Below are 23,272 nucleotides of genomic sequence, written 5' to 3' on the forward strand. Positions count from 1 at the left end.
TTTTTCTTTAATCAGCCGGTAACATCTGTTCCTTATCTTCCTCTTCCAGCACAGCTCCGATTTCGCGGATAAAATCTTCAAAATCACCGAGTTCGTTTCGTGCCATTTCATATACCTTTTCGGCGGAAACTTCCTGATAACCATGGACAACACGGTTGCGAAAACCAATCATGGCTGAATAAACCGTCAATCTATCCCTGGTAATCAATCCTCCCTCAAAGAGTATGCGCATGGCATCCCTGGCGTCTCCCGGTGCGTGACCGAATTTTTTAGCTGCAATATGATAGGCTAAATCTATCATGGCTTCCACCGCCGTTTGCATTGAATATTTTAAACCTCTTACCAGCCAGGGATCCATTAATATGTCCTCTTTTTTCTTGCTATTCAACAACTCATTGATGCTGGCCACCTGTTCCCGTATATAGCTGATTTTGGCCATTATCCGTTCTCGATCCAGACCCACCGGCCATCACCCCGGCAAAAATTTCTTCCAGCGCCGCCCGGTACCGCGGGTACAAATCGGCATACCTTCTACTGACGTATTCCATTACATCGGTAATGCGCTCCATATTCCTGGCATAGATTAATTTCCCTTCTTTAATCACCCGAAAAGCAAAAAGCGGCTTCTCCGGGTTCACCAGAACAATATCATAGGGATGCCCTTCATAAGGCGGAAGCAAAAGAGATATGGCTGCTTCCAGCTGGTCTGATTCGGCACTGTCCAGTATTATCCCCGGCTCCAATATCAGGCCCAGGTCAATGTCACTATCCGGCCGGCATGGCCCCAGGATGGAGCCAAACAGGTAAGCGCCGGCCACCTGGGGAAAATTTTGCAGTGCTGCCTTAACCTGCTCAACCACCGGATCGAGATTGACCCGCATCAGTTCGTTCACTCTAACACCACCTCTACAGCGCCGGGACTATCTATCTTATGATAGATGCAACCGGAAATATTTTATCATAAAATAATGGAAATGACGCATGCTTTTCCAGCTTTATCCGTCGAAACTTTACGCATTCCCTGCGGGATTTGTTGCTGTCACCGGAGCAGCCAGCCCGGGTGAGGAAGTGAACAGCCCGGCTGTTCCAGGCCGGCCGGGCTGTTGTTACGTTAAAAGCAATTGACCCTTATTTTTTATAATTGTTCCACGACCTGTCGGTCAACGCCGGCCAGCAACTCCCTCACCCCGCCCCGGTCCGGGATGACCAGATCCGGCGCCAGGTCGGCCAGGGGCACCAGGACAAAGGCGCGCTCGTGCATGCGCGGGTGGGGAACCACGAGGGCGGGTTCATCAATGACCTGCCCGTTGTAAAGGAGCAGGTCCAGGTCAATCACCCGGGGGCCCCAGCGCACACCCCGCACCCTCCCCAGGCGGTTCTCCACTTCCAGGCAGGCGGCCAGCAATTCCCGGGGGGAGAGGGTGGTTTCCACTTCCGCTACGGTATTGACAAACCAGTCCTGATCCGTATAGCCCACCGGTTCGGTGCGGTAAAAGGGGGCCACCCGCAAAAGTTTAACCCCCGGCACCCGGCCCAGCAGTTCCAGGGCCACCTTCAAATTGGCTTTTTTCTCCCCCATGTTCGATCCCAGGCCGATATAGGCTACAACTTCCATCTCAAGCCCCCCTGTGAGGACATGCCAATATCGTCAGTTTGTAGAATGTGCTTGCGAAAACCTGCCTCCTGTCCTCAGCGCCGGCGGCGGATCTCCACGCCCATGTATGCAAAATGACCGGGTACCGGGGCGCCGGGTTTCTTTACCCGGACCAGCACCTCGCTTACCGGAAATTGTTCCAGGATGGCACCGGCCACCTTCTCCGCCACCGCCTCAATCAAACGGCAGGGGGCCCCGGTAACCACTTCCTCCACCAGCCGGAAAACCCGGGCATAATTCACCGTCTGTTCCGGATCGTCGGTCCTGCCGGCGGGAGCCAGGTCCAGGGACAATTCCACATCGATAATAAACCGCTGGCCCAGGTGCTGTTCCTGGGGTAAAACACCGTGAAAGGCGTAAAACTCCATGCCCTTTAAAATCAACCGATCCACTGGTTCTGCACCCCAAATCCGTATAATCCATGTCTTAAAAAGAATTAAAGGCGGCAATTACAAGCAGCCGCCAGCTTTATTCTTCCCCGCAGGCACAGCGCGCGGGCTTCCGGCGCACCATGGCGTCGGTCATACGGGCCACCCGCACCATTTCCTTTACATCGTGCACCCGCACGATGTCCACCCCGGCGGCAATGCCAATGGCCACCGTGGCCGCCGTACCCTCCATCCGCTGGTCCGCGGGCAGGTTCAAAGTTTTACCGATCATCGACTTCCGGGAAGTCCCCAGCAGCACCGGCAGCCCCAGGCAGGCCAGTTCGGAAAGCCGGCTCATAACCTCCAGGTTCTGCTCCACGGTTTTGCCGAAGCCAATTCCGGGGTCGATAATGATTTTTTCGAGATTAATCCCCGCCTCCAGGGCCAGGGCGATGCTCTCCCGGAAGAAGCGGATGATGTCCCCCATCAAATCCCTGTACTCCGTACCTTCCTGGTTGTGCATGAAGATGACAGGGGCATCATAGCGGGCCACCACCGCCGCCATCTCCGGGTCAGCCCGCAGGGACCACTGGTCGTTGATGATGTGGGCGCCAATTTCCAGGGCCTCCCGGGCCACTGCAGCCTTGGTGGTATCAACGGATATGGGTACGGGAATCTCCTGCACCAGCCTTTCCAGAACCGGTATCACCCGGCGCATTTCTTCTTCCACCGTTACCGGCGTGTACCCCGGCCGGGTGGATTCCCCGCCCAGGTCGATAATATCGGCCCCATCTTCCACCATGCGGTGGGCATGCTCCAGCGCCCGCCCCGGGTCATAGAACCTGCCGCCATCGGAAAAGGAATCGGGAGTTACGTTGAGGATGCCCATAACCAGGGTCCTTTCCCCCAGCACCAGTTCCCTTCCCCGGCAGTCCAGCCGCCTTACAGGACGGCCCTCCAGGTTCTGCAGGACGCGGCGTATTTCTTCCGCCAGGGCGGGAAGTCCGAAGGGCTGCATCTTGAGCTTGGCCAGCAGGGCATCAAACTGCTTCAGGGTGCCCATAAGCAGCACATCGGTTTTCTCCACCGCATGTTCCACCACCCCCCGGGCCACGGCCACCTCCCCGCCCCTGGCCAGCATCTCCTGCTTGAGTACATTGGCCTGGACGGGGGTCAGGCCGCTGATCTTCAAAACCCGGTGAACCGCCTTGGGGGCCATCAGCCGGCAACCAATCCTGTCCGCCCCCACCGCAGCTATTTCCTGCAGGGCCTGGGCGCGGTTCTTTACCTCGATATTCCATACCTGCACAGGCACACTAAATCACTCCTGGATACGCTCTTAGTCAATAAATCAATGTTTCCCGCAGCGTCTCCATCCGATCAGCCTTATAGCACTTCTCGCGGGCAGCGCAAAGGGCACAGGGGCGGGCCAGGTCATCGGCCCGGCATAAAAGGCGCCCCAGCATCCCTCCCCAGGGCTCCCCCCGCCGGTGGGCGGCGATGGCCCGGGTAATTACCTCTATTTCACGGGGCAAAAACCCCGCCCGTTCCAGAATTGGCCCGGCCAGGCGGGCACCCGCCGCGGCATGGTCTTCCCCGGTGTCGTACTGCTGCCAGCGGGCGATATCGTGCAACAGCCCGGCAGCATAAACCACCTCTTTGGCCGCCTGGTGGCTGTCCAGGCGGTTTCTGCCAATAAACCCGGGGATAAGGTTGCCTTCTACCAGTAAAATATAGCTTATCCGGGCCACATCCAGCATGTGCTGGAAATCGTGCCGGCAAAAGGGCCTGTCCTTTTCCCGGGCCGCATTCTGCTCCAGGTAGTACCGGTAATAGCTATCCCTGATAATCCGTCCCACCCGCTGCAAAGGATCCACCCCGTTTATTTACGAGACAAGCTACTCATTTTCGGCCATTTTATCCAGCTTCCTGCACTTTTCCCAGCGCTGGCAGCGGAACGGTGTTCCATCCTGGTTGATGCGGTAAAATTCGGTACTTCCGCAATTGGGACAGGTCATCTCCGAACCCCGGGGACCCTGACCGCACGGCAGCTCCCACTGGTGGCCGCACTTTTCACAGAGAAAACGACGCATCACCAGCTGGAAGTTACCACCTTCCACCCGGATGGCCTTGCCGTTGACCAGCGCCTCGGCCACCTTGGCCCGGGCAGCGCTTAAAATGCGGTGATAGGTGGGGCGGGAAACTCCCATCCTCTCGGCGCAGGCCTCCTGCTCCAATCCCAGCAAATCCTTTAAACGTATGGCTTCCAGTTCTTCCACGGTGAGGCCCACTTCTTCCAGGTCCCGGAGAGGTACCCCCGCTGGCTTGAAGAAAGTCAGGCGGGGAATAAATTCTACCCTGCGACATTTCGGTGGTCTGGACATTGGCAACACTCCTAACTGCTGGTATTTTTCTTGCGATTACCAGTTGTTTTTGGAATTTATTTGGAGATTTTCCAGGCCCCCGCATGACAGCTAAAAAACGGCCATTGACATAATTATAGCGGCAACCTGAACAAGTGTCAATTTAATAACCAGATAATTCGCATTTTCCCGCCCCTGTTTTGAACAAAAAAGCACCCCGGGTAAACCGGGGTACCCCTACGGAAGTTTCTTCCCTTAGAAGAGACCGATAACTTTGCCTGTATTTACATCCACGTCTATTCTCCGGAAAGCGGGGTCGGAGCTGGTACCGGGCATCAGGCTGATGGTACCGGTCATCGGGCAGAGGAACTTGGCCCCGGCAAAGATTAACACGTCGCGCACCGGCAGAACCCAGCCCCTGGGCACGCCCTTGAGGTTCGGGTCGTGGCTCAAGCTCAGGTGTGTCTTGACCATCATGGTGGCAAAGTCGCGGTAGGCGGGATTTTCTTCGATCATTCTGGCCTTGGCTTCCGCTTCCGGCGTCCAGACCACGCCGTCCGCTCCGTAGACTTCCCTGGCGATAACCTCCACCCTCTGCCGCAGCGGCATTTCCAGCGGGTAGAGGAACTTGAAGTCCACGGGGTCATTGCAGGCATCGATGACCGCATCGGCCAGCTCCAGAGCACCTTCGCCGCCCTTGAGCCAGTGCTCGGATACCGCGCAGCGGGCGCCGGCTTCTTCCACCAGGCGGCGGACCAGCTTGATCTCGTCGGGGGTATCGGTGTAGAAGGAGTTGATACAGACCACAGGATTGATGCCGGCCTTCTTGACAATGCCGATGTGGTGGATCAGGTTCTCGATGCCTTTCTCCAGCAGGGCCAGGTTTTCCCTGGTGTACTCGTCGGGAAGCGGCCGGCCGGGCACAACCTTCGGTCCACCGCCGTGCATCTTCAGGGCACGGATGGTGGCCACAATCACGGAAACGTTGGGTACCAGGCCGCTCATGCGGCACTTGACGTTCCAGAATTTTTCAAAGCCGATGTCGGCACCAAAGCCGCTCTCGGTGATGTGATAGTCAAACATCTTCAGACCGATCCGGTCGGCAATGATGGAAGACTGGCCTATGGCGATATTGGCAAACGGACCGGCATGGACCAGCACGGGCTGGTATTCCACCGTGGAAATCAGGGTGGGGTTAATGGTGTTGCGCATGAAGGCGGTCATGGCACCGGCCACTTCCAGGTCACTGGTGGTAACCGGGTTGCCCTTCATATCGAAGGCCACGATGATCTTGCCAATGCGTTCCCGCAGATCCTTCAGGTCGTTGGCCACCGCCAGGATAGCCATAAGCTCGGAACTGACGGCAATCTGGAACTTGGACTGCATCATGTAGCCGTCCATCCGGCCGCCGATGCCGATGATGATGTTGCGCAGCGCCTGGGCGCAGAAGTCGATGGTCCAGCCCATTTCCACCCGGGTGGGGTCGATATTCAGCCGGCGGAGGTTCCGCTTGGCCAGCTCGGCGTCATCGTAGTTGCGCTCGTGCTGCATGCGGGAGGTCAGGGCTACCATGGCCAGGTTGTGGGCGTTCATGATGTCGTTGAGGTCCCCCGTCAGACCCAGGGAAAACTCGGTCATGGGGATGGCCAGGGCATTACCGCCACCGGCTGCCGTACCCTTAATATTGAAGGTGGGGCCGCCCGACGGCTGGCGGATAGCACAGCCCACGTTTTTGCCCCTCTTGCCCAGGCCTTCAACCAGGCCGATGGTGGTGGTAGTCTTACCTTCTCCCAGCGGGGTGGGAGTAATAGCCGTAACGTTGATGTACTTGCCGTTCGGCCTGTCCTTTAAGCGCTCAATGATCTTCATGAAGTCAAGCTTGCAGATCCTGCCGTAGGGAATGACCTCATCCTTCTCCAGGCCGAGTCTTTCGCGCCACTCTTCAGGAGTGGGCATATTCTTTTCCGCTTCTTCGGCAATCTGCCAGTCAGCCATCTTGGTGGCATCGTAAGGCATAAATTTTCTCTCCTTTCCGCTTGGTTGAAAATAATTAATTTAAATTTTATTTATAACCCTCTAACGCTACCGCTGCCCCGAAATACTCTCCTTCCCCCCCTCTTCCTTATCTTAAAGTAAGCTACATAAAACGACATCCCGGCAGAAACCGGAATATCTATTGCTGGACTCAGGAGGTAGATTTCAACTTCGCTGCAGCCCGGGAAAGGAAACGCTCCCCGTCAACAATAAAGCGCTCATGGGTACCGCGGCCGATCAACTCCTGCTCATCGCGGGCTTCCACCTTGAACACAAGGCGCCTGCCGTCAATTTCCACCAGTTCTGAGGTGGCAACAACTTCCATTCCCACAGGAGTGGCGGCCAGGTGCTCCACATCCACCCGGATACCAACAGTGACCTGCCCCGGTTCCAGAAGCGGGTCCACCGAAGAAAGGGCCGCTTTTTCCATCAGGCCGATCATCGCGGGGGTGGCAAAAACCCTTGCTCCCCCACTGCCGTAAGCCAGGGCAGTATTATCTTCCGTGACCCGCGTAGAGGCTTCACCCCGCAGGCCAATTTTAAGTTCTCCCGCCAATCCATCTCACCCCTTGCTATTCTTTACAAGTTCGTCATTTTATCAGAGAATTCCTTCTTCAAATAATTTTTTTATTATGTTCATTAAAAATTCAGGTTTAAAAAAGAGTGGCCTGCTGCGCCACTCTCCTATTCATAAATCCAGCGGTCCACGTCTCTCTGGTAATCCACCAGTTCTTCCGGTGCAAAAAACAGGCCGATCTCCCGGGCAGCACTGGCCGGCGAATCGGAACCGTGAACCACGTTGCGGCCGATATCCATCCCGTAAGTGGCACGGATAGTTCCCGGAGCAGCCTTCAAGGGGTTGGTGGCCCCCATCATTTCCCGGACCGTCGTCACCGCATCCTTTCCCTCCAGAACCATGGCTACCACCGGTCCCGACGTTATGTAATCCACCAGTGAGCCGAAAAATGGCTTGTCCCTGTGTTCTCCATAATGCTTTTCAGCCAGCTCCCGCGGGATGCGCATCATTTTCAAGCCGACTATTTTCAACCCCTTCTTCTCAAAACAGGCAATAATGTTCCCCACCAGGTTTCGCTGAACCCCGTCGGGTTTAATCATCACAAAGGTCCGTTCCATACCACGACTCCTCCTGTATATAATTACCGGAGCACTGAAACGCAAATATTCAACGTAAATATTCAATGAAACCCGGTTGGATGCAGCGCTGTCCTCGCTTACCCCAATGCTTCGCGCCGACAGCGCCGCATCCCTGTCATGACGGCTTCCCTGAATATTTACGTGAAACAGACCCCGGCATCTAATTTTTGGCGCTGTGCTCTTCTTCCCCGGCCTGTTTCATCAGGGCGGCAAATTCCTCCGCTTCCAGGGTTTCCTTTTCAAAAAGTGTCTTGGCCACCAGGTGCAGCGTATCTATATGCTTTTCCAGAAGCTCTTTGGCCCGGTTGTAACAGCTCTCAATCATGCGCCGCACTTCCTTATCAATGGCCGCGGCCACCTCTTCGCCATAGTTCCGGTCCCGGGCCAGATCCCGTCCCAAAAAGACTGTCTCCTGCTTGCGCCCCAGGGTCATGGGGCCGATCTCTTCGCTCATGCCGTACTCCATGACCATGCGCCGGACTATCTCGGTGGCCCGCTCCAGGTCGTTCTGCGCACCGGTGCTGACTTCCTTCAAAACCAGGGCTTCAGCCACCCGGCCGGCCAGCAGCATGGTCACCTGGTCCAGGAGCATGGAACGGGTCATGTAATAGCGATCTTCCTTGGGCAGGAGCAGGGTGTAGCCCCCGGCCCTGCCCCGGGGAATAATGGAAACCTTGTGCACCGGATCGGTATTGGGAAGGAGATACCCCACCACGGCATGGCCGGCTTCGTGGTAGGAAACCAGCTTCTTTTCCTGCTCGCTGATAACCTTGGATTTTTTCTCCGGGCCGGCAATAACCCTTTCAATGGAATCCTCCAGTTCCTGCATGGAGATCTGGGTTTTATTGTTGCGGGCGGCCAGGAGAGCGGCTTCATTTACCAGGTTGGCCAGATCGGCACCGGTAAAGCCCGGTGTGCGCCGGGCCAGCACATCCAGGTCCACATCGGGAGCCAGGGGCTTGCCCCGCACATGCACCTTGAGAATTTCCTTGCGTCCCACCACATCGGGGATATCCACCACCACCTGCCGGTCAAACCGGCCGGGCCTTAACAGGGCGGGGTCCAGGATATCCGGGCGGTTGGTGGCGGCAATGATGATGATCCCCTCGTTGGGGCTGAAGCCATCCATTTCAACCAGCAGCTGGTTCAGGGTTTGCTCCCGCTCGTCATGACCGCCACCCAGGCCCGCACCCCGCTGCCGGCCCACGGCATCAATCTCGTCAATGAAGACAATGCAGGGAGCATTTTTCTTGGCCTGGTCGAAAAGGTCCCGCACCCGGGAGGCGCCGACGCCCACAAACATTTCCACAAAATCAGAGCCGCTAATGCTAAAAAAGGGTACCCCCGCTTCTCCGGCCACTGCCCGGGCCAGAAGGGTCTTACCCGTTCCGGGGGGCCCGTAGAGAAGCACCCCTTTGGGAATGCGGGCTCCCAGTTCGGCAAACTTTTTCGGGTTTTTCAGGAACTCCACTATTTCCTGCAATTCTTCCTTAACTTCATCGGCACCCGCCACATCGGCAAAGGTAACCCGCTTCTTATCATCGGTATGCAGGCGGGCCCGGCTCTTACCAAAGGACATCACCCGGTTGCCCCCACCCTGGGTTTGCTGCATCATAAAGAAGAACAGCAAAACGAAAATCAGGATGGGCAAAAGGCTGCTCAGAATGTTGGCCCACCAGCCCGGGGAAGGAGGCTCCTGAATTTTAACTTCCACGCCCTTATCGAGCAAAATGGTAGTTATTTGAGCATCATTTTTTAACCCCGTAACCTGGAACCTGGTACCGTTTTTTGTTGTTCCGGCAATCAGGTTTGTATGCTCCCTGGACTGGATGGTTACTTCTTGAACCTGGCCCTGATTTACTGCCTGGATGAACCTGTTATAGTTCCACTCTTCCATTCCCGTAGTGGGCGGCTGGGTATATTTAATCAGGACTATAATAACCAGCACAATTAAAATATATATGCTTAAATTTTTCAGGACCCTGTTCAACAAATCCACTCCTCTCAGCAAAACCGCTCCATTTAACCATAAGCTTAATTTAACATATTTTCGACCCTGTTTCAATTTTTCAGCCTTGCATATCCCCCTCCCGAATGCGCAGGTAAAGACATCTTCTGGTCTTCCCGGTAACCTTCCATGGTTCGCCAGGACGTACTCCCCCCACCCAGACAATTTCCCCTCCCGCCTCCACCAGGGGTAGGCGGTCCCGCTCTTCCCGGGGAATTCCCTGTTCAATGAGAAACTTTTTTAACTTCATCCGGGCAGGCATACCCAGAGGCTGAAAACGATCTCCTTCCCGGCGCCTGCGGACAACCAGCATGGCAGGTAAGGTATCATAATCCAGCAGGGCCTCCCGGGGGGAAAGAAGCCCGGGATCCGGAGCTTCTTCGAGGGTAACGAGCCTGGCTTCAATGGAGGTATTGATCTCCGGAATATAGGTTATGCCCGGAACTTCCAGGGGATAACTGTAATCGGGCACAGTAGAGACAACACCCCCTATCCACAGGCGCAAGAACCGGTCAAAACGGGACGCCTTAACCCCCCGGGGAAGTTCCACTATTTTACCCCCGGCGGGTTTATACAACAGGTCCAGCAAAGATTCCACCTGCAGATAGGTTAGATCCGTCCCTGTGCCGGTGAGCTGTCGCCAGGCCCGGCGCAAAACCCGGCGTACCAGGGCCGGAGGAGAAGACAACAAACCCTTTACCTCTAAAAGCAGATAGTTCTCCCTTCCCGCTTCAGATACCTGCTCATACAGAAGGGCGGCCTGGTCCTCCAGATAACCATCTTCTTCCCGGCAGATATGCCCCAGGTGCATAAGAGCCTCGACCAGCCGTGGGTTATATTCCGCCTCCAATTGGGGAATCAGTTGCAACCTGATCCGGTTACGGGTATATATGGTTTTTTTATTGGAAGCATCCTCCCGCACAGGCAGGGAATGTTCCCGGCAATATTTCTCAATTTCGTGACGGCGAACATCCAGCAGGGGGCGAATGTACTTTCCCCTGACAGGAGGAATGCCCTTTAAACCGGCCAGACCGGTACCGCGTAAAAAATTAAAGAGAATGGTTTCCGCCTGATCATCGGCGTGATGGCCCAGGGCCACCCGGGAGGCACCGGCACGTCCCGCCACCTCCTCGAAAAAACGGTAACGCACCTGACGGGCCGCCTCTTGAGCTGAAAGGCCGGTGCGTTCCCGGTAGGCAGGCACATCAAATTCTTCCACATATGCCGGTAACCCCAGGCTTTCTGCCAATTCTTCAACCAGCCGGGCATCGGCCCGGGCCTCTTCGCCACGAAACATGTGGTTTAGATGGGCCACGGCCAGGGAGATTTGCAGTTCGTCTTTCATTCTCCAGAGAAGGTGCAAAAGAGCCACCGAATCGGGGCCACCGGAAACCCCGACCAGTACCCTGTCTCCGGGGGAAATCATCCCGAATTTATTAATGAACAAGCGAACAACCTGTTCCAGAGCCATCCCCGGCACTCCCATTTGTGCATCCGAAATACTACAATTCCACAAATAATATTTTTTTCCTTCCCGGTGGTAAAAAATGTACCACGGTAGAAGCAAATTAAAAAAGGCCCTCTTCAAGAGAGCGCAGCCTGTAAGTAAAGGTACTTCTGGGATGTGCCCTGGTTTTAGTCGTCGCTCCCGGTCGTATCGCTGGCCGGGCCAAAAGGCCCCGGCTCCGGTCTTCGGCGGGTACCGGCCACATTCACACCTCCTGTGTTCAGGTGGCCTCCGCGGACATCCTGTCCGCGGCACGTGGCCTGGCCCGGCAACGCTCACTCCAGGTCGCTCCTCCTTTTAAACCAGGGCACATAAGAAGTTGGGCACACAGCCCGGGCCCTTTTCAGGAGGGCACTGCCTTTGCTACCCGGGCCACCAGCACGGTCATGTCGTCGTCGTTTTGCTTTTCGCCGCCCGCCCCGGTCTGGGCCAGTTTAAGCAGCAGCTCCGCCAGCTCCTGGGGACGGAAGTCACTTATTTCCCGGAGCACACCGAGGATCCAGTCTTCCCTGTCTCCCGAACCGCGGTAGGAATCGATAATACCATCGCTGACCATAACCAGCACATCTCCCTCCAGAAGGGTCCTGGCCACGGAAGCCACGTCAATATCCCTGATAATGCCCACCGGCAGGGAGCTGGCCCGGATCATGCTCACCCGTTTGTTTCTAATGAGAAAAGTGGGGGGAGCACCAATTTTAACAAATTCGGCCTGTCCCTCAAAAAGATCAAGCATGGCCATATCCAGGGTGGCAAAAGTTTCCCCGGGAGAACGGAGAATCATTATGGAATTGACGGTTTTTATGGCCAGATTGCGGTCCAGCCCCACTTCCAGGAGCCTGCTCAAAAGAGATACGGCTGTACTGCTTTCCAGCGCTGCTTCCGCACCACTGCCCATGCCGTCGCTTAAAACCAGGGCGAACTTCCCCTCCCTTAAGGGAAGGAAAGCATAACTATCCCCCGACACAGAGCTTCCGTTTTTACCAACCCCGGCCACTCCCAGCTCCAGGGCAAACTTCAGCCTGCTGTACAGGCGAAAACTACACCATTGTTCGGGCTTAAAAACAGGACACCGGGTAAAGGGTAAAGCCAGGGACTTTCCCGTCAACCGGGACAGGAGTTCCACCATTTCCCTGCATTCGTTCTGCCGGTCGCAGGTGCTCCGGGTAACCATGACCTCAACCTGATCCTCATCCTGCCGGTGAACCCTTACTTCGGTCACCGGGAACCCCGCCTGCTTGAGCTTTTGTTTCAGTAGATGTTCATTACCGGTCAGGGCCTGGACCTCAAATTCCAGCTCCGAGGAAAGGTTCTCTATAATCTGGGCCACGCCTTTCAACTGTTCGGAGACTATCTCCCTGCTTTCAGCCATCCTCTTCAACCAGTAACGGTTTAATTTATAGGTTTCATACAGGCAGGTAACGGTAATGGCCAGCTCCTTTGGCCGGGAACACCGGCGGCGGAGCTTTTCCGGCAGATCAGACCCGCTGACCTGACCGTACATCTCCACCATGGTGAACAGATCCAGCAGGCTCTGGTAGGTGTGAAAAAATTCCCATTCCCAGCAGGTACGGTACAGGCCGCACCCCTGGCACACTTTACTGGCAATCTGATTAAACAGGGATTGCAGGGAAGGTTCCTCTTTTTCCCCGGGTGAAGGCGCAGGGTTATGGTCAAAACTGCGGGAAAGTTCATCAAAAACCAGAGACCAGTTACGCATACGGCCGGCAACCACGGCCTGCACCCGGTCTGCAGCGGGTGCCGCGCCCTGTACTTTCATTACCAGGGGGAACAGGGATTTGCTTAAAGAGCCAATGTACCGTCCCGGAATAAACAGGAACAGCAATACGGCCAGGGCAGCTTCCCCCATAACCGCCGTCAGATCGCCAAAATCTGTCACATAAACGGATAAAATAATGTTGCTCAGCAGAAAACCCAGGGCAACCCCGGGCTTGCCCAGGCCCCGGCACAGCCCGGCCAGCAAACCCGCAAAGGAATAACCACCAATCATGGTGGGAACGGCAGTATAAACCAGCCCCGGTATAATGCCCACCACCGCGCCCACGGCAGCGCCCAGCCCCACCCCGCCCAGCAGAGCGGCCAGCAGGATAATCAGCTTGCTCAGTAGCCCTTTCAGGGTAAACATGGCCACCTGCAGGTCACCGGTGCCGGCCACCACGGCCACCAGCAGTACCAGCAGGGAAAATAATTCCTCCCCCGTCAGGGAAGACAGGCCGGTAAGCTTGTCCAGGGATGGGAGGCCGGCAAGAAAGACCAGGGTTAAAAGGGCGGCAAACCCGCCTTCAAAAAAGATGCTGATAAACTGGTAGGGAGAGGGCCCGGTAAAGGCCAGCAGCCCTCCTTTTACAACCACGGTCAGGGAAAAAACGGCAGCCGCCACCACCAGCTGCGGTCTTTTAATGCTTCCGGGCACAGCCCGCACCAGCACCAGTGCCAGGATCACCGTGGCCAGCGAACCGGCCAGGGCCAGACCGGAATTAACGGTGATCAGGCCCGCCCCGGCCCCCAGAAGGGCGGCCCAGCCGGCTTGAGGAAAGGCCCGGGCTGCTGCGGCCACGAAAGCAGCAGCACAGGGAACAATTTCCCCCAGGAAGACGGCCCGTGCCAGAAAAAAGCCGGCCACAAGTAAAATTAATGCTTCCCGGGTCAGGAACGCCACCGGTGCCGGCCTGAATTTAATTTTCCAGCGTTTTCTCTTTTCCACAACGCGTTTTTTCTTTTTTTCCTGGCCCGCCCGCTGGTAGGGATAGACGTTAATTTCTTCCGACACAAGTGCCACCCCTTACCTTTCCTTAACTGAAAATTATAGTACAGGGGGTGGGCATTTTTTGTCATCATTGGTAAATAATAACATTTTTTCTTTCGACACCAGTTGCGGCCTTAATGGCCAGACCGTGCATTATGTCCGTTTCGCTCACCTGCAGGCAGGAAATGTTTAATTCCCGCATTACCAGGCGAACAATGCGCAGACCCGCAGTAATAATATCAGCCCTTTCCGGCTGCAGGCCGGGCAGGCGGCGTCTTTCTTCCAGGGTACAGCGGGAGAGAACGTCCAGCAAATCTTCCACCTCCTCGATGGAAATCACAAAACCGTGTACCCTGTCCGGATCATAAACGGCCAGTTTCTGCACCATAGCCGCACAGGTGGTAACCGTTCCCCCCACTCCTACCAGGTGGCGGGGAGAATTTAACCGGACCTGCTCCAGTACGGGGGAAAGCAGGCGGCTGATAGCAGCATCGTCATGCCCCCCTTCTGTCATACGCACCGCTCCCACGTTAACGCTGCGGCAGTAAAGCAGATCCCCCTGCGGCCAGATAAATTCGGTACTTCCACCGCCAACATCCATGACCACCAGGCCGCTTCTTTTCACGGCAAGACCGGCCACAACCCCCAGGTAACTGAGGTAAGCTTCCTCCTCCCCGGAAAGGACCGTTACCTCCAGGCCGGCCCGGCGGGCCTCCTCCAGGAACTCCTCACGGTTGCGGGCATCCCGCACGGCACTGGTAGCTGCCGCTATGACCCGTTCCACCCGCAGGGAATGGCTGCGTTCCAGAAAATGCTTCAAAGTCCCGCATGTTCTCCTGATGGCCTCTTTTTTTAAATACCCGGATCCAATTCCCTCTCCCAGCCTGGTGGTTACCAGATCGAAATGAACCACCCGTTCCACCTTTTCTCCTTGCACATCGGCTACCAGCAGGCGGGTTGAATTGGTACCGATATCAATTACCGCTATACGCACTTACCCCCAACACCTTCCCCGGATAAACTAAAAAAGCATTCCTTTTTCTGGAATGCCATTAACAAACCGCACTGCTCCTGAATATATCCCGCTCACTAGAAAAAACGCCGGCCCGAGCCCCGGCCCCCCCGCTTGGCGTCAAGACTCCTGCGCAGGGACTGCTGCAACTCCTCGCTTTCTTTAAGGAAACGGCTCAATTTTTCCTCAAAGGAGGGCTCAAACCGCCTGCGCCGGAATGGCCTCTCCCCCGGATCCCTGGCCTGTCTGATGGACAGTCCTATTTTTCCCCGGGCATCCACGGAAATAACCTTCACCGTTATCCGGTCGTTAACTTTTAAAAATTGGTTGATATCCTTCACATATTCATCGGCCACTTCAGAAATGTGAACCAGACCCGTTTCACCACCGGGAAGCTGAACAAAGGCTCCGAAATTAGCAATCCCGGTTACCACACCTTCCAAAACATTACCCACTTCTACCGGCATGTTCCCGCGGCTTGGCCTCCCTCTGTTTAAACCCTGGTTAATTATATGCCCGGAAGACAAAATGTGTCAAGAAAGATTTAATTTTTCAATCCGGGCCGGTGCCCCTGGAAGTGGTGCAGGTTTATTCCTCCGGTTTTACCGGCACAATACGCGCCTCACCCGGCTTAACCAGGCCCAGCCGTTCCCTGGCCACCTGTTCGATGTACTCGTCCGACTGGACCATCTTCAGCTGCTGTTTTAGCTCCGCGTTTTTCCTCTGCAAATCAGCCAGCTGATCCTGAAGCTGTTTCACATCCCGCTGCATGGCATCCAGACGGTGAAACTGGGAAAAAAATGAAAGCACGAGATAACAGAGCAAAACCGCTATCAGCAGGACGGGCAGACGTTTTTTATTAAAACGCAGGCGCCGCCGCCCGGTGGCCGGATGCGAACCCGTCGCCAGGGACTCACCTTTCTGAAAGTACAGCACCATTTTCCGGTACATCCCCTCCACCGAAATCGGCCGGTTGTGACCCGGATTAAATGGTAAATATAAACGTCGGGTTTGAACAGTTTATTTCTATATAAAAGTCAAAAATCCTTTCGGCCGGATAAAGTAATTACTTTGTAAATAAACCTGTTTTTAACCGGTCTTATTGCCCGTCCCGTGGCGGGCGCCACCGGCCGGTAAACCGCCGCCACCAGGTGAAAGCGCCGCTTGTAAAACGACGCACCCGGGGTCCGAAAAATTTCCCGCTCGCCCGGCCGATTCCGCTGCCGGCCAGTTGTAATGCGTGCCTTACCTGGAGTACAGGCCAGGTAATCACGAAAATAAGAACGCGGAACGGAAAGATAATTATACGCCAGAGGGCCAGCATCCCGGCAATGATCATCTGCGTCATGCGGGATAAAAAAAATAACACGCGCATGATCATACGGCGGGCCGCCTGGCTGAAAAAAATCAGGTGTATCCCCGCTCCCAGAGCCAGTCCCAGAAAAACATAAAAACGCACTTCACCATCATTGCCTGCCAGCAATATGCCGAACACGGCCACCATCAAGAAAAGCCAGAAGAGCAGATCTCCAACAAAGGTACCCGTTTTCTTCAAACGGAGTACCTGCCGCAGGACCCGGTAAAAGTCGTAGGCAAGGCCCGACAGCAAACCGGCCAGCAGGATAAAAAGAAAGGCGTTCAACTGTTCTGCCAGAGTCAAGGGCACCACCTCGACTGCGCCTGAATATTATTTCAGGAGACGCTTTAAAACATTTTTCCCCTTAACCCGCCCCCTGCTCCTGTCTTCCTGGAACAACAGGCTGGTGAAAAACCCTTCGGCCGTTAAATTACCTTTCTCAAGGTCCAGCTGATTAATATGCAAACCTTCGCCCTTCAAGATTAAAAAACCCATGGTGGTGTTCAGGGTAATCTCATTTTCATCAAAGCTCTCCACATGCCGCACACCCTCAACCAGCAGGAACTTGCGGTCGGTCAACATTACCTTGTGCCCGGCCTCCATGGGCCTCACCCCCCGGAATGCTCACTTTCATATCTATGCTGAACAACCTTTTTTATGCAAAAAAAAAGGTGGCGGGCACCACCTGTATTACTGCCAGAGCTTTCTTATTTCCACATCTTTGAAGTAAAAGCGGATGATGTCCTCCGGAGAACGTCCTTTTTGGGCCAGTAACCTGGCCCCCCACTGACACATGCCTACACCGTGCCCGAACCCCTTTCCGGTAAGCACCAGGGCATTACCCTCCACCCGGGCACTGGTAAGGAGCATGGAGCGCACCCATTCGCTCCCCAGGGCCAGGCGTAGTGCCGGACCGCTTACGGTCACTGTCCCCACCTGCAGCTGCATAGCCCGTCCCGAGGGGCCGCGGCGCACAATACGCACCGATGTAATGGGCCCCGGATCCTGTCCGGTGATTTTCTTTACTGCCGCCCGGACCTGTTCTAAAGGAATGCGCCTCTCCCAGTGCCGGTTTTCAGGTGTGGTTATCGACAGGCAGTTATCGCGCGCACCTGCCCGTACGTAAGGCGTGGGGGTTTTGGTGTAAGCCAGCCCCTCGGCCGCCGAGGCAGACACACCACCATCACAGGCATTGAACCAGGCCTTGATATAATCCCCCTTATACATGACCACTTCCCCCCGGGTACGGGCCACGGCCTGCCGCACGTTATCGTTAATACGGGAAGGATTGTAGGCCTGAAACTCCTGCACACTGGTTGAGGCATCTGTACCATGGAGCTTCTTCACTCTACCGGCCTTAATGTTCTCCATGGTAAAGGTACGGGCCAGGATAGCCTGAGCTGCCAGGGCGTTGACCGGCCACGATGGTTCCATCTCCGCCGCTACTACGCCGGCCACATAATCTTCCAATTTTATATTTTTCTTCTCACCGGTTTCGTTAATATAAAGGCTGATCGTAGGCTCCCGGCCGGGAGCAGGAGGCGTCGGCTTACGGGGCGGTGTCGCTCTGGCACAGCCGGCTATAAGGGAACCGATCAGGGTGGTAATAACAATCGCTCGGGCAAACGCGGGCTTCAACATACTTTCCTCCCTCCGCAAAGGCTTACTTTTTATTTATCCTATTTTCTGCCCGGAGGGATTTAATTATGCCCGCGCCGGCAGTGCCCGTTACACCACCTCACTTTTCATATTTCCGTACGGCCGGCCTGTACGGTAACAGGAATAAGCACATTGCTGCTGTTGATGGCCGGGTACCGCTCAATTCGCGCTTCTGGAAAAAGGCTTTTCAAGCCACGCGCTTTCCTGGACCAGGCGTCCTCACCTCGGTGGAATACCCGCACCATCAGCCACTTCAACGTGCCGGCCTTTTAAACTTTCAAGGTCCTCTCACCTCCATACCCGTTCGCCACCGCCACCCATAACCCGGACCCCGGCAGAAAACCCTGACGGCTATAGCCCTGCCCTTCCCCCCTGTACTGGCTCTCCCCCTGTATATTCCGGAAATGTGCGGGTGCTTGTCCATACACATTATAACCACCTCTCTCTGGTATTTTTTGTTAATCTTACCATAAACAGATGTACCAAGTCGATGGTTATTTCTGGCGAATAAATAATAAAATGGGTTAATTTCTTCACCTGGCTCACTCATACGCCTTCTCATGCCCACAAAACAAATAGAGGCCCAATTTTCAGGCCTCCAACTGGAACCGTTAACTTATAAATGGATTGCGCTACTCATCCCCTGAAAGCGGTTATTATGTAGCCGAAACAGCATCCCGCAGGGCCTTGCCGGCTTTGAATACGGGAACGCGCGCAGCAGCAATTTCAATTTCTTCCCCCGTTTGCGGGTTGCGGCCCTTGCGAGCAGCCCGTTCACGAATCTCAAAGGTGCCAAAGCCGACCAGCTGAACCTTATCCCCCCGGGCGAGAGCTTCCTCAATAGCGGATAACACGGCACTCACTGCTTTTTCAGCATCTTTTTTGGTAAGCTCTGTCTTTTCTGCCACCTGGGAAATGAGCTCTGCTTTGTTCATAAATACCCCCCTCAGAAGGTCTAGACATAGTCTGACTTATTATTCGCTAAATCTCCCGGGTTTCCTCCCAGCATGAAAATTATTCCTCTTTTTTTCTGCCTGTTCCATCCTTTTGGCCTCCTCCCACCAGGCGTCGAGCTGGTCCAGGGTAAAACTGGATACCTCCCGGCCGTGCTGCCGTGCCCTTTCCTCTATATACTGGAAACGGCGGCGGAACCGGTTAATGGTGCCGTAAAGGGCTGCCTCTGCCTCCACTCCCAGCAGCCGTGATAAATTGACCACTGCAAAAAGCAGGTCCCCCAGTTCCTTCTCCAGTTCCGCTTTCATGCCCCGGGAAATGGCCTGTTTTACTTCCCGTAACTCCTCATCCACCTTTTCCAGGGCACCCCGGTAATCAGGCCAGTCAAACCCTACCCTGGCCGCGCAATTTTGCAGGGAGCTGGCCTGCAGCAGGGCCGGCAGGGAACGGGGAACCTCTTTTAAAATGGAGACCGGCTTTTTCCCGCCCCCTTCCCGGGCCTTAATTTGCTCCCAGTTGACCAGGACCTCGGCACTGTTCCGCACCTTAACACTGCCAAAAACATGGGGATGCCGGCGTATCATCTTTTCAGTAATTTCTTTAACCACATCGTTGATATCAAAAAAGCCCTTCTCCCTGGCCAGCTGGCTGTGAAATATTATCTGTAACAATAAGTCTCCCAATTCCTCACAAAGTTTATACATATCTTCCTGGTCAATGGCTTCCAGCACCTCATAGGCCTCTTCCAGCAGGTAGCGGCGCAAGCTGCGGTGGGTCTGCTCCCTGTCCCAGGGACACCCCTTCTCGCTCCGCAGGGTGGCCATCACCTCGACCAGGGAATCCAGGGGATAACGGCACCTCCCCGCCACCTCCGGGCAGGGGGGTAGATACAGGCTGGTCAAATGATCAAACCAGTCCAGCCGGTCCAGCTCGTACAGCGGGTGTTTTTCAATGCGCTCCAGGCCGGGCACCCCCGCCGCACGGATGACCATTACCGGGTGAGAATCCGGGTAATACTCCATAAGCGCCAGCTTAACATCGGAAGCCACCAGGCGGCTGTACACCTGAAAGATAATATTACCCACCCCCGGCACCGGCTCCTGCTGGTCGAGGCGCAAACCATCCACCAGGTGCAGCCCCCCTGCCGGGTCCAGCCCCAGGGCGCTGCAGATCACGTCCACAAAGCTCATGGCGGGCAACACTTCCACCTTCAAACCGCGCCGCGGCCCTTCTTCCAGGATAATACCCACAGTTTCCTCGGCCACCAGCGGGTGACCCGGCACAGCGAAAACCAGGGGCCCCCCGGCCGCCTCCCGGAACAGGGTATCTGCCATGCGCCGGTAGATCTCTTGAAAATCCCGGCCGGTTTCATAGAAATTGTCAAAGGTGGCAAAGGAAATCCCTTCTTTTACAAGCCAGGGAACCACCGGGTGCTGCCCGGTACGTAAAAATATGCGTTCTGCTTTGCGCAGCACCTCCCATACAGACAGGGACAGGTGGCCGGGAGCACCGGGCCCCAACCCGACCACGGTCACCTTTGCTTCCATAGCCAGGCCCGTCCTGAAAACGGGCCTTTCACCCCCATTCTTTATATCGTCAATACGACAAAAATTATTATACATCATGTTGCGACAATCAAAATGATAATATCTCACCGGAAAATGGCCGTGTGCCTTAATTTTATGCTTGCCAAAATTTTTTGAATGTTATAGCATGGCCATATAAACAGGTTGGGAGGCGGAGCATGAATGCGCTTTTTCCGGTCCTGGTCTGAACTGGAAGTGGGTGATACCGTTACCTTTTACCGGACCTTTACCGATGGAGATGTGGCCAGTTTTCTGGGCGTCACGGGGGATTTCAACCCCATCCACCTGGACCCCCGGGCAGCAGTCCATTGCGGCTTTCAGGGGCGGGTTGTGCCCGGCCTGCTTACGGGCAGCATGCTCACCCACGCCGGGGGAACGCTGCTCCCGGAACCATACCCGGCAAAAAAAATGACCTTCCAGTTCCTGGCTCCCGTCTATATCGGCGAGACCATATGTGCGCGGGTTACCGTCACGGAAAAAGACCCGCAAAAAAATAAATTGACCCTGAAGATGACCTGTACCAATCAAAAGGGTCAGGTTGTCCTGGAAGCCGAGGTTTCAGGTAAAATCTTTCCCTATTACGAGCAGGACGGGGGAGGTTCGTAGCAGGTAACAACAGGGGCGGAACTGATAAAAAATAAGTGGCCGTCAGGCCACCTTTTTACTGCTCCATTTGTTTGGCCAGGAAGCCGGCCGCCGTTTCGGCGAGCTTCAACTCCAGTTCCCCCATTTTCACATCCGGTTCCTTGGAGGCGAGGATTACCGCCCCGATGGGGTCGCCTTCAGCAATGATGGGGGCGATGACTTCCGCCGAATACTTGCACTCCCCTTCTTCCGCGGTCAGGCATTCCTTGCAATAGGGTTCTTCGCCGGGATTGTTGATGATCACCGCCCTGCGCTCTTCCATTACCTTCTCTACGGCCGCCCCGATGGGCTTGTTGAGGTACTCTTTTTTGGGCGCCCCCGCAACGGCGATAATGGTATCCCGGTCGGCAATGCAGGCAATATGACCCAGGGCTTCATGTAACGAGTCGGCATATTCCTTGGCAAAGTCCCCCAGCTCGCCAATGGGTGAGTATTTTTTTAATATTACCTCACCCTCTCTATCCACAAAAATCTCCAGAGGGTCCCCTTCACGAATGCGGAGCGTCCTTCTAATTTCCTTGGGAATTACCACTCTCCCTAGATCATCAATGCGGCGAACAATGCCCGTTGCTTTCATGGTCACCCTTCCCTCCTTTTTTACAATCTGGCACGATTGAACTTTTCAGTGATAGTATATAACAGTATGGAGAGACTTATTCATTTTTTTCCAATGTAAGACAAATATTTTTTATTTCTGAGAACAGAGGTACTTTTTCGTTTCCCCGGGACAAAACCTGCGACCCGGTATCGCCGGGGCCATTACCGGTCACGTAAAAACCGTTAAAAAAATAAAAGAATAACAATTAAAATCATGGCCGCCAGGGAAAGGGCCAGGTAATCCTCCAGCCTTTCCGTAACATACACGGAAAAAAATTCTTCCTCGTCTCCCTGGATGTGTTCATTTTTGTCCGGCTCAACTAACATGCTCCCACCCCTTTTCATCTCAGGGATCCCGGGGCACAAACAGGATTACCACTATAAGGGCCAGCAGGGCTTTTAAAAAGGCGGCTGCAGTTCCCACCAGAAGCGGCTTGCTCCCGGCCCGGCGCAATTCAACCAGGGAGAGGCGCATCCCCTGGCCGGCCAGGCCAACGGCAAAAAACCAGCTGTACAGGTGCCGGATGATGGTTAACTCACGGGAAGGCGGCGACGTGGGGCCGAGAAAGCCGAAAGAAGTGAGTAAAACCATGGCCAGAAAACCCAGCACAAAGACAGGAAACCTGCTCCACAGGCCGGTATTAATGTTCACTTCTTCTTCCCCTGTATAATAGCGGCTGGCAAACAGGGCCAGGAAAAGAACCACGAAGGGCAGGAAAATTACCCGGGTCAGGTTATAAATTTCCCCGGTTTTCAGGCTTACTGAAGGATGGGAAACGGTCCCGGGGTCGTAGGTGAGGCAAACGGCCAGAACCTGGCCGGAATTCATGATCCCTGTGCCGGCCCAAACCCCGAACTGGTGGGGGCTCAAACCCACCAGCGTACCCACCACGGGGAAAACGAAGAGGCTGATCAGGCCGAAGAAAAGGATGGTGGCAATGGAGTAGACCACGTCGGTATTCTTGGCCCGTACCGCCGGGGCGGTGGCCAGGATGGCCGAAACACCGCACACTGCCGTACCGGCTGCCAGGGTGGTTGCCCCGGCCGGATCCATGCCCACCTTCCTGCCCAGCCAGACGGTAAACACCAGCATCACAATGATAAAACCCACGATAATGATTACCGCTGTACTGCCGAGCCTGGCCACATCCGTAATGCTGTAAAGCGAGCCCAGGAAAATTACGCCGATCTTGATGAAAAGGCTGGAAGTCCGGATCCCTGCCTCCGCCCAGCGGGGTATGCCCAGGAGATTGCCCACCAGCATTCCCAGGATAATGGAAATTAGAATATGGTTCAGGTGAAGAATATCAATAAAGACCCTTCTGGTCACCGGGCCGGCCGCCAGAAGATTCTCCAGCCCCGGCCACCAGGGTAATCCCAGATCGCTTCCCCCACGGGCCAGAAAGGCAATCAAAAACATGAGGAAAATCCCCGGGAATATTTTAATCAATACAGACACCTTCAATAACCTGGCCTCCAAGAAAAATTATCTGAAGTAAAATTTTATCAGAAAAACGCAGATTTAGAAAGCCCTGTGGCCGGTACATTAAAAGAAAAACCCCGGGAACTGTTTTTTTGAAAGGCAGCACGGGAAATCCATAAAAAAGTA

General features: G+C 55.0%; 26 protein-coding genes. 1 reads left to right on the forward strand and 25 read right to left on the reverse strand.

Annotated features, from left to right (window positions below; all coding sequences use genetic code 11):
* Positions 1-7 precede the first annotated feature (7 nt).
* The 22 genes from hepT to yabN form a co-directional block, all read right to left on the reverse strand.
* On the reverse strand, positions 8-439 hold the full coding sequence (gene hepT, locus BUB44_RS00420) for a type VII toxin-antitoxin system HepT family RNase toxin (RefSeq protein ID WP_073162354.1): 432 nt from the start codon (positions 437-439) through the stop codon (positions 8-10).
* On the reverse strand, positions 393-893 hold the full coding sequence (locus tag BUB44_RS00425) for a nucleotidyltransferase domain-containing protein (protein ID WP_073162356.1): 501 nt from the start codon (positions 891-893) through the stop codon (positions 393-395). Before BUB44_RS00425 ends, hepT begins: the two co-directional genes overlap by 47 nt.
* 242 nt (positions 894-1,135) lie before the next feature.
* Positions 1,136-1,615: a 2-amino-4-hydroxy-6-hydroxymethyldihydropteridine diphosphokinase gene (gene folK / locus BUB44_RS00430; RefSeq protein ID WP_073162358.1), complete on the reverse strand. Its 480-nt coding sequence runs from the start codon at positions 1,613-1,615 to the stop codon at positions 1,136-1,138.
* A gap of 74 nt (positions 1,616-1,689) precedes the next feature.
* Complete coding sequence (gene folB / locus BUB44_RS00435; RefSeq protein WP_073162360.1) at positions 1,690-2,046, reverse strand: dihydroneopterin aldolase; 357 nt, start codon at positions 2,044-2,046, stop codon at positions 1,690-1,692.
* Positions 2,047-2,122: 76 nt separating this feature from the next.
* Entirely contained in the window at positions 2,123-3,337 is a 1,215-nt protein-coding gene (gene folP, locus BUB44_RS00440; protein WP_073162361.1) for a dihydropteroate synthase, read from the reverse strand.
* A 28-nt stretch (positions 3,338-3,365) separates the two neighbouring features.
* Entirely contained in the window at positions 3,366-3,881 is a 516-nt protein-coding gene (locus tag BUB44_RS00445; RefSeq protein WP_242655777.1) for an HD domain-containing protein, read from the reverse strand.
* Positions 3,882-3,920: 39 nt separating this feature from the next.
* Positions 3,921-4,406 (reverse strand): DUF134 domain-containing protein, encoded by a 486-nt coding sequence (locus BUB44_RS00450; protein ID WP_073162365.1) that lies wholly within the window; start codon positions 4,404-4,406, stop codon positions 3,921-3,923.
* Positions 4,407-4,640: 234 nt separating this feature from the next.
* Positions 4,641-6,401 (reverse strand): formate--tetrahydrofolate ligase, encoded by a 1,761-nt coding sequence (locus BUB44_RS00455; protein WP_073162367.1) that lies wholly within the window; start codon positions 6,399-6,401, stop codon positions 4,641-4,643.
* Positions 6,402-6,570: 169 nt separating this feature from the next.
* Positions 6,571-6,975, reverse strand: a complete 405-nt coding sequence (locus BUB44_RS00460; protein ID WP_027356273.1) for a thioesterase family protein — start codon at positions 6,973-6,975, stop codon at positions 6,571-6,573.
* Between the two features lie 128 nt (positions 6,976-7,103).
* Positions 7,104-7,553 (reverse strand): nucleoside-diphosphate kinase, encoded by a 450-nt coding sequence (gene ndk, locus BUB44_RS00465; protein ID WP_027356272.1) that lies wholly within the window; start codon positions 7,551-7,553, stop codon positions 7,104-7,106.
* 181 nt (positions 7,554-7,734) lie between these two features.
* On the reverse strand, positions 7,735-9,564 hold the full coding sequence (gene ftsH, locus BUB44_RS00470) for an ATP-dependent zinc metalloprotease FtsH (RefSeq protein WP_073162369.1): 1,830 nt from the start codon (positions 9,562-9,564) through the stop codon (positions 7,735-7,737).
* 79 nt (positions 9,565-9,643) lie between these two features.
* Positions 9,644-11,053, reverse strand: a complete 1,410-nt coding sequence (gene tilS / locus BUB44_RS00475) for a tRNA lysidine(34) synthetase TilS (protein ID WP_073162370.1) — start codon at positions 11,051-11,053, stop codon at positions 9,644-9,646.
* Between the two features lie 379 nt (positions 11,054-11,432).
* The gene (gene spoIIE, locus BUB44_RS00480; protein WP_073162372.1) at positions 11,433-13,877 is read right to left on the reverse strand and encodes a stage II sporulation protein E; all 2,445 of its coding nucleotides are present in this window, start codon (positions 13,875-13,877) and stop codon (positions 11,433-11,435) included.
* A 64-nt stretch (positions 13,878-13,941) separates the two neighbouring features.
* A complete protein-coding gene (locus BUB44_RS00485) occupies positions 13,942-14,847 on the reverse strand; it encodes a Ppx/GppA phosphatase family protein (RefSeq protein WP_073162373.1) in 906 nt (301 codons plus the stop codon).
* A 95-nt stretch (positions 14,848-14,942) separates the two neighbouring features.
* Entirely contained in the window at positions 14,943-15,332 is a 390-nt protein-coding gene (locus tag BUB44_RS00490; protein WP_027356266.1) for a S1 RNA-binding domain-containing protein, read from the reverse strand.
* A 121-nt stretch (positions 15,333-15,453) separates the two neighbouring features.
* Positions 15,454-15,816: an FtsB family cell division protein gene (locus BUB44_RS00495; RefSeq protein WP_242655763.1), complete on the reverse strand. Its 363-nt coding sequence runs from the start codon at positions 15,814-15,816 to the stop codon at positions 15,454-15,456.
* A 148-nt stretch (positions 15,817-15,964) separates the two neighbouring features.
* A complete protein-coding gene (gene yabQ / locus BUB44_RS00500; protein WP_073162375.1) occupies positions 15,965-16,525 on the reverse strand; it encodes a spore cortex biosynthesis protein YabQ in 561 nt (186 codons plus the stop codon).
* A 27-nt stretch (positions 16,526-16,552) separates the two neighbouring features.
* Positions 16,553-16,825 (reverse strand): sporulation protein YabP, encoded by a 273-nt coding sequence (gene yabP / locus BUB44_RS00505; RefSeq protein ID WP_027356246.1) that lies wholly within the window; start codon positions 16,823-16,825, stop codon positions 16,553-16,555.
* An 87-nt stretch (positions 16,826-16,912) separates the two neighbouring features.
* Positions 16,913-17,863 carry a SpoIID/LytB domain-containing protein gene (locus tag BUB44_RS00510; protein WP_073162377.1) on the reverse strand — a complete coding sequence of 317 codons (951 nt, stop codon included), beginning with the start codon at positions 17,861-17,863 and terminating at the stop codon, positions 16,913-16,915.
* 104 nt (positions 17,864-17,967) lie between these two features.
* Positions 17,968-18,138: a hypothetical protein gene (locus BUB44_RS15270; RefSeq protein WP_157832968.1), complete on the reverse strand. Its 171-nt coding sequence runs from the start codon at positions 18,136-18,138 to the stop codon at positions 17,968-17,970.
* A gap of 399 nt (positions 18,139-18,537) precedes the next feature.
* The gene (locus BUB44_RS00515) at positions 18,538-18,816 is read right to left on the reverse strand and encodes an HU family DNA-binding protein (RefSeq protein WP_013821361.1); all 279 of its coding nucleotides are present in this window, start codon (positions 18,814-18,816) and stop codon (positions 18,538-18,540) included.
* A 39-nt stretch (positions 18,817-18,855) separates the two neighbouring features.
* Positions 18,856-20,382 (reverse strand): bifunctional methyltransferase/pyrophosphohydrolase YabN, encoded by a 1,527-nt coding sequence (gene yabN, locus BUB44_RS00520; RefSeq protein ID WP_027356244.1) that lies wholly within the window; start codon positions 20,380-20,382, stop codon positions 18,856-18,858.
* 201 nt (positions 20,383-20,583) lie between these two features.
* On the opposite strand from yabN, the gene BUB44_RS00525 reads away from it, so the two are divergent.
* A complete protein-coding gene (locus BUB44_RS00525) occupies positions 20,584-21,027 on the forward strand; it encodes a MaoC family dehydratase (RefSeq protein ID WP_073162378.1) in 444 nt (147 codons plus the stop codon).
* Positions 21,028-21,082: 55 nt separating this feature from the next.
* On the opposite strand, the gene spoVT is transcribed toward BUB44_RS00525, so the two are convergent.
* The 3 genes from spoVT to BUB44_RS00535 all read right to left on the reverse strand — a co-directional run bounded on the left by spoVT (position 21,083) and on the right by BUB44_RS00535 (position 23,083).
* On the reverse strand, positions 21,083-21,643 hold the full coding sequence (gene spoVT, locus BUB44_RS00530; RefSeq protein WP_027356242.1) for a stage V sporulation protein T: 561 nt from the start codon (positions 21,641-21,643) through the stop codon (positions 21,083-21,085).
* A gap of 203 nt (positions 21,644-21,846) precedes the next feature.
* Positions 21,847-21,990: a hypothetical protein gene (locus BUB44_RS15275; protein WP_165610980.1), complete on the reverse strand. Its 144-nt coding sequence runs from the start codon at positions 21,988-21,990 to the stop codon at positions 21,847-21,849.
* A gap of 19 nt (positions 21,991-22,009) precedes the next feature.
* Positions 22,010-23,083, reverse strand: coding sequence for a YeiH family protein (locus tag BUB44_RS00535; protein WP_073162487.1), 1,074 nt, complete (start codon positions 23,081-23,083; stop codon positions 22,010-22,012).
* Positions 23,084-23,272 lie beyond the last annotated feature (189 nt).

Origin of the sequence: Desulfofundulus australicus DSM 11792, assembly GCF_900129285.1 — a bacterium.
Classification (GTDB): Bacteria; Bacillota; Desulfotomaculia; order Desulfotomaculales; family Desulfovirgulaceae; genus Desulfofundulus; species Desulfofundulus australicus.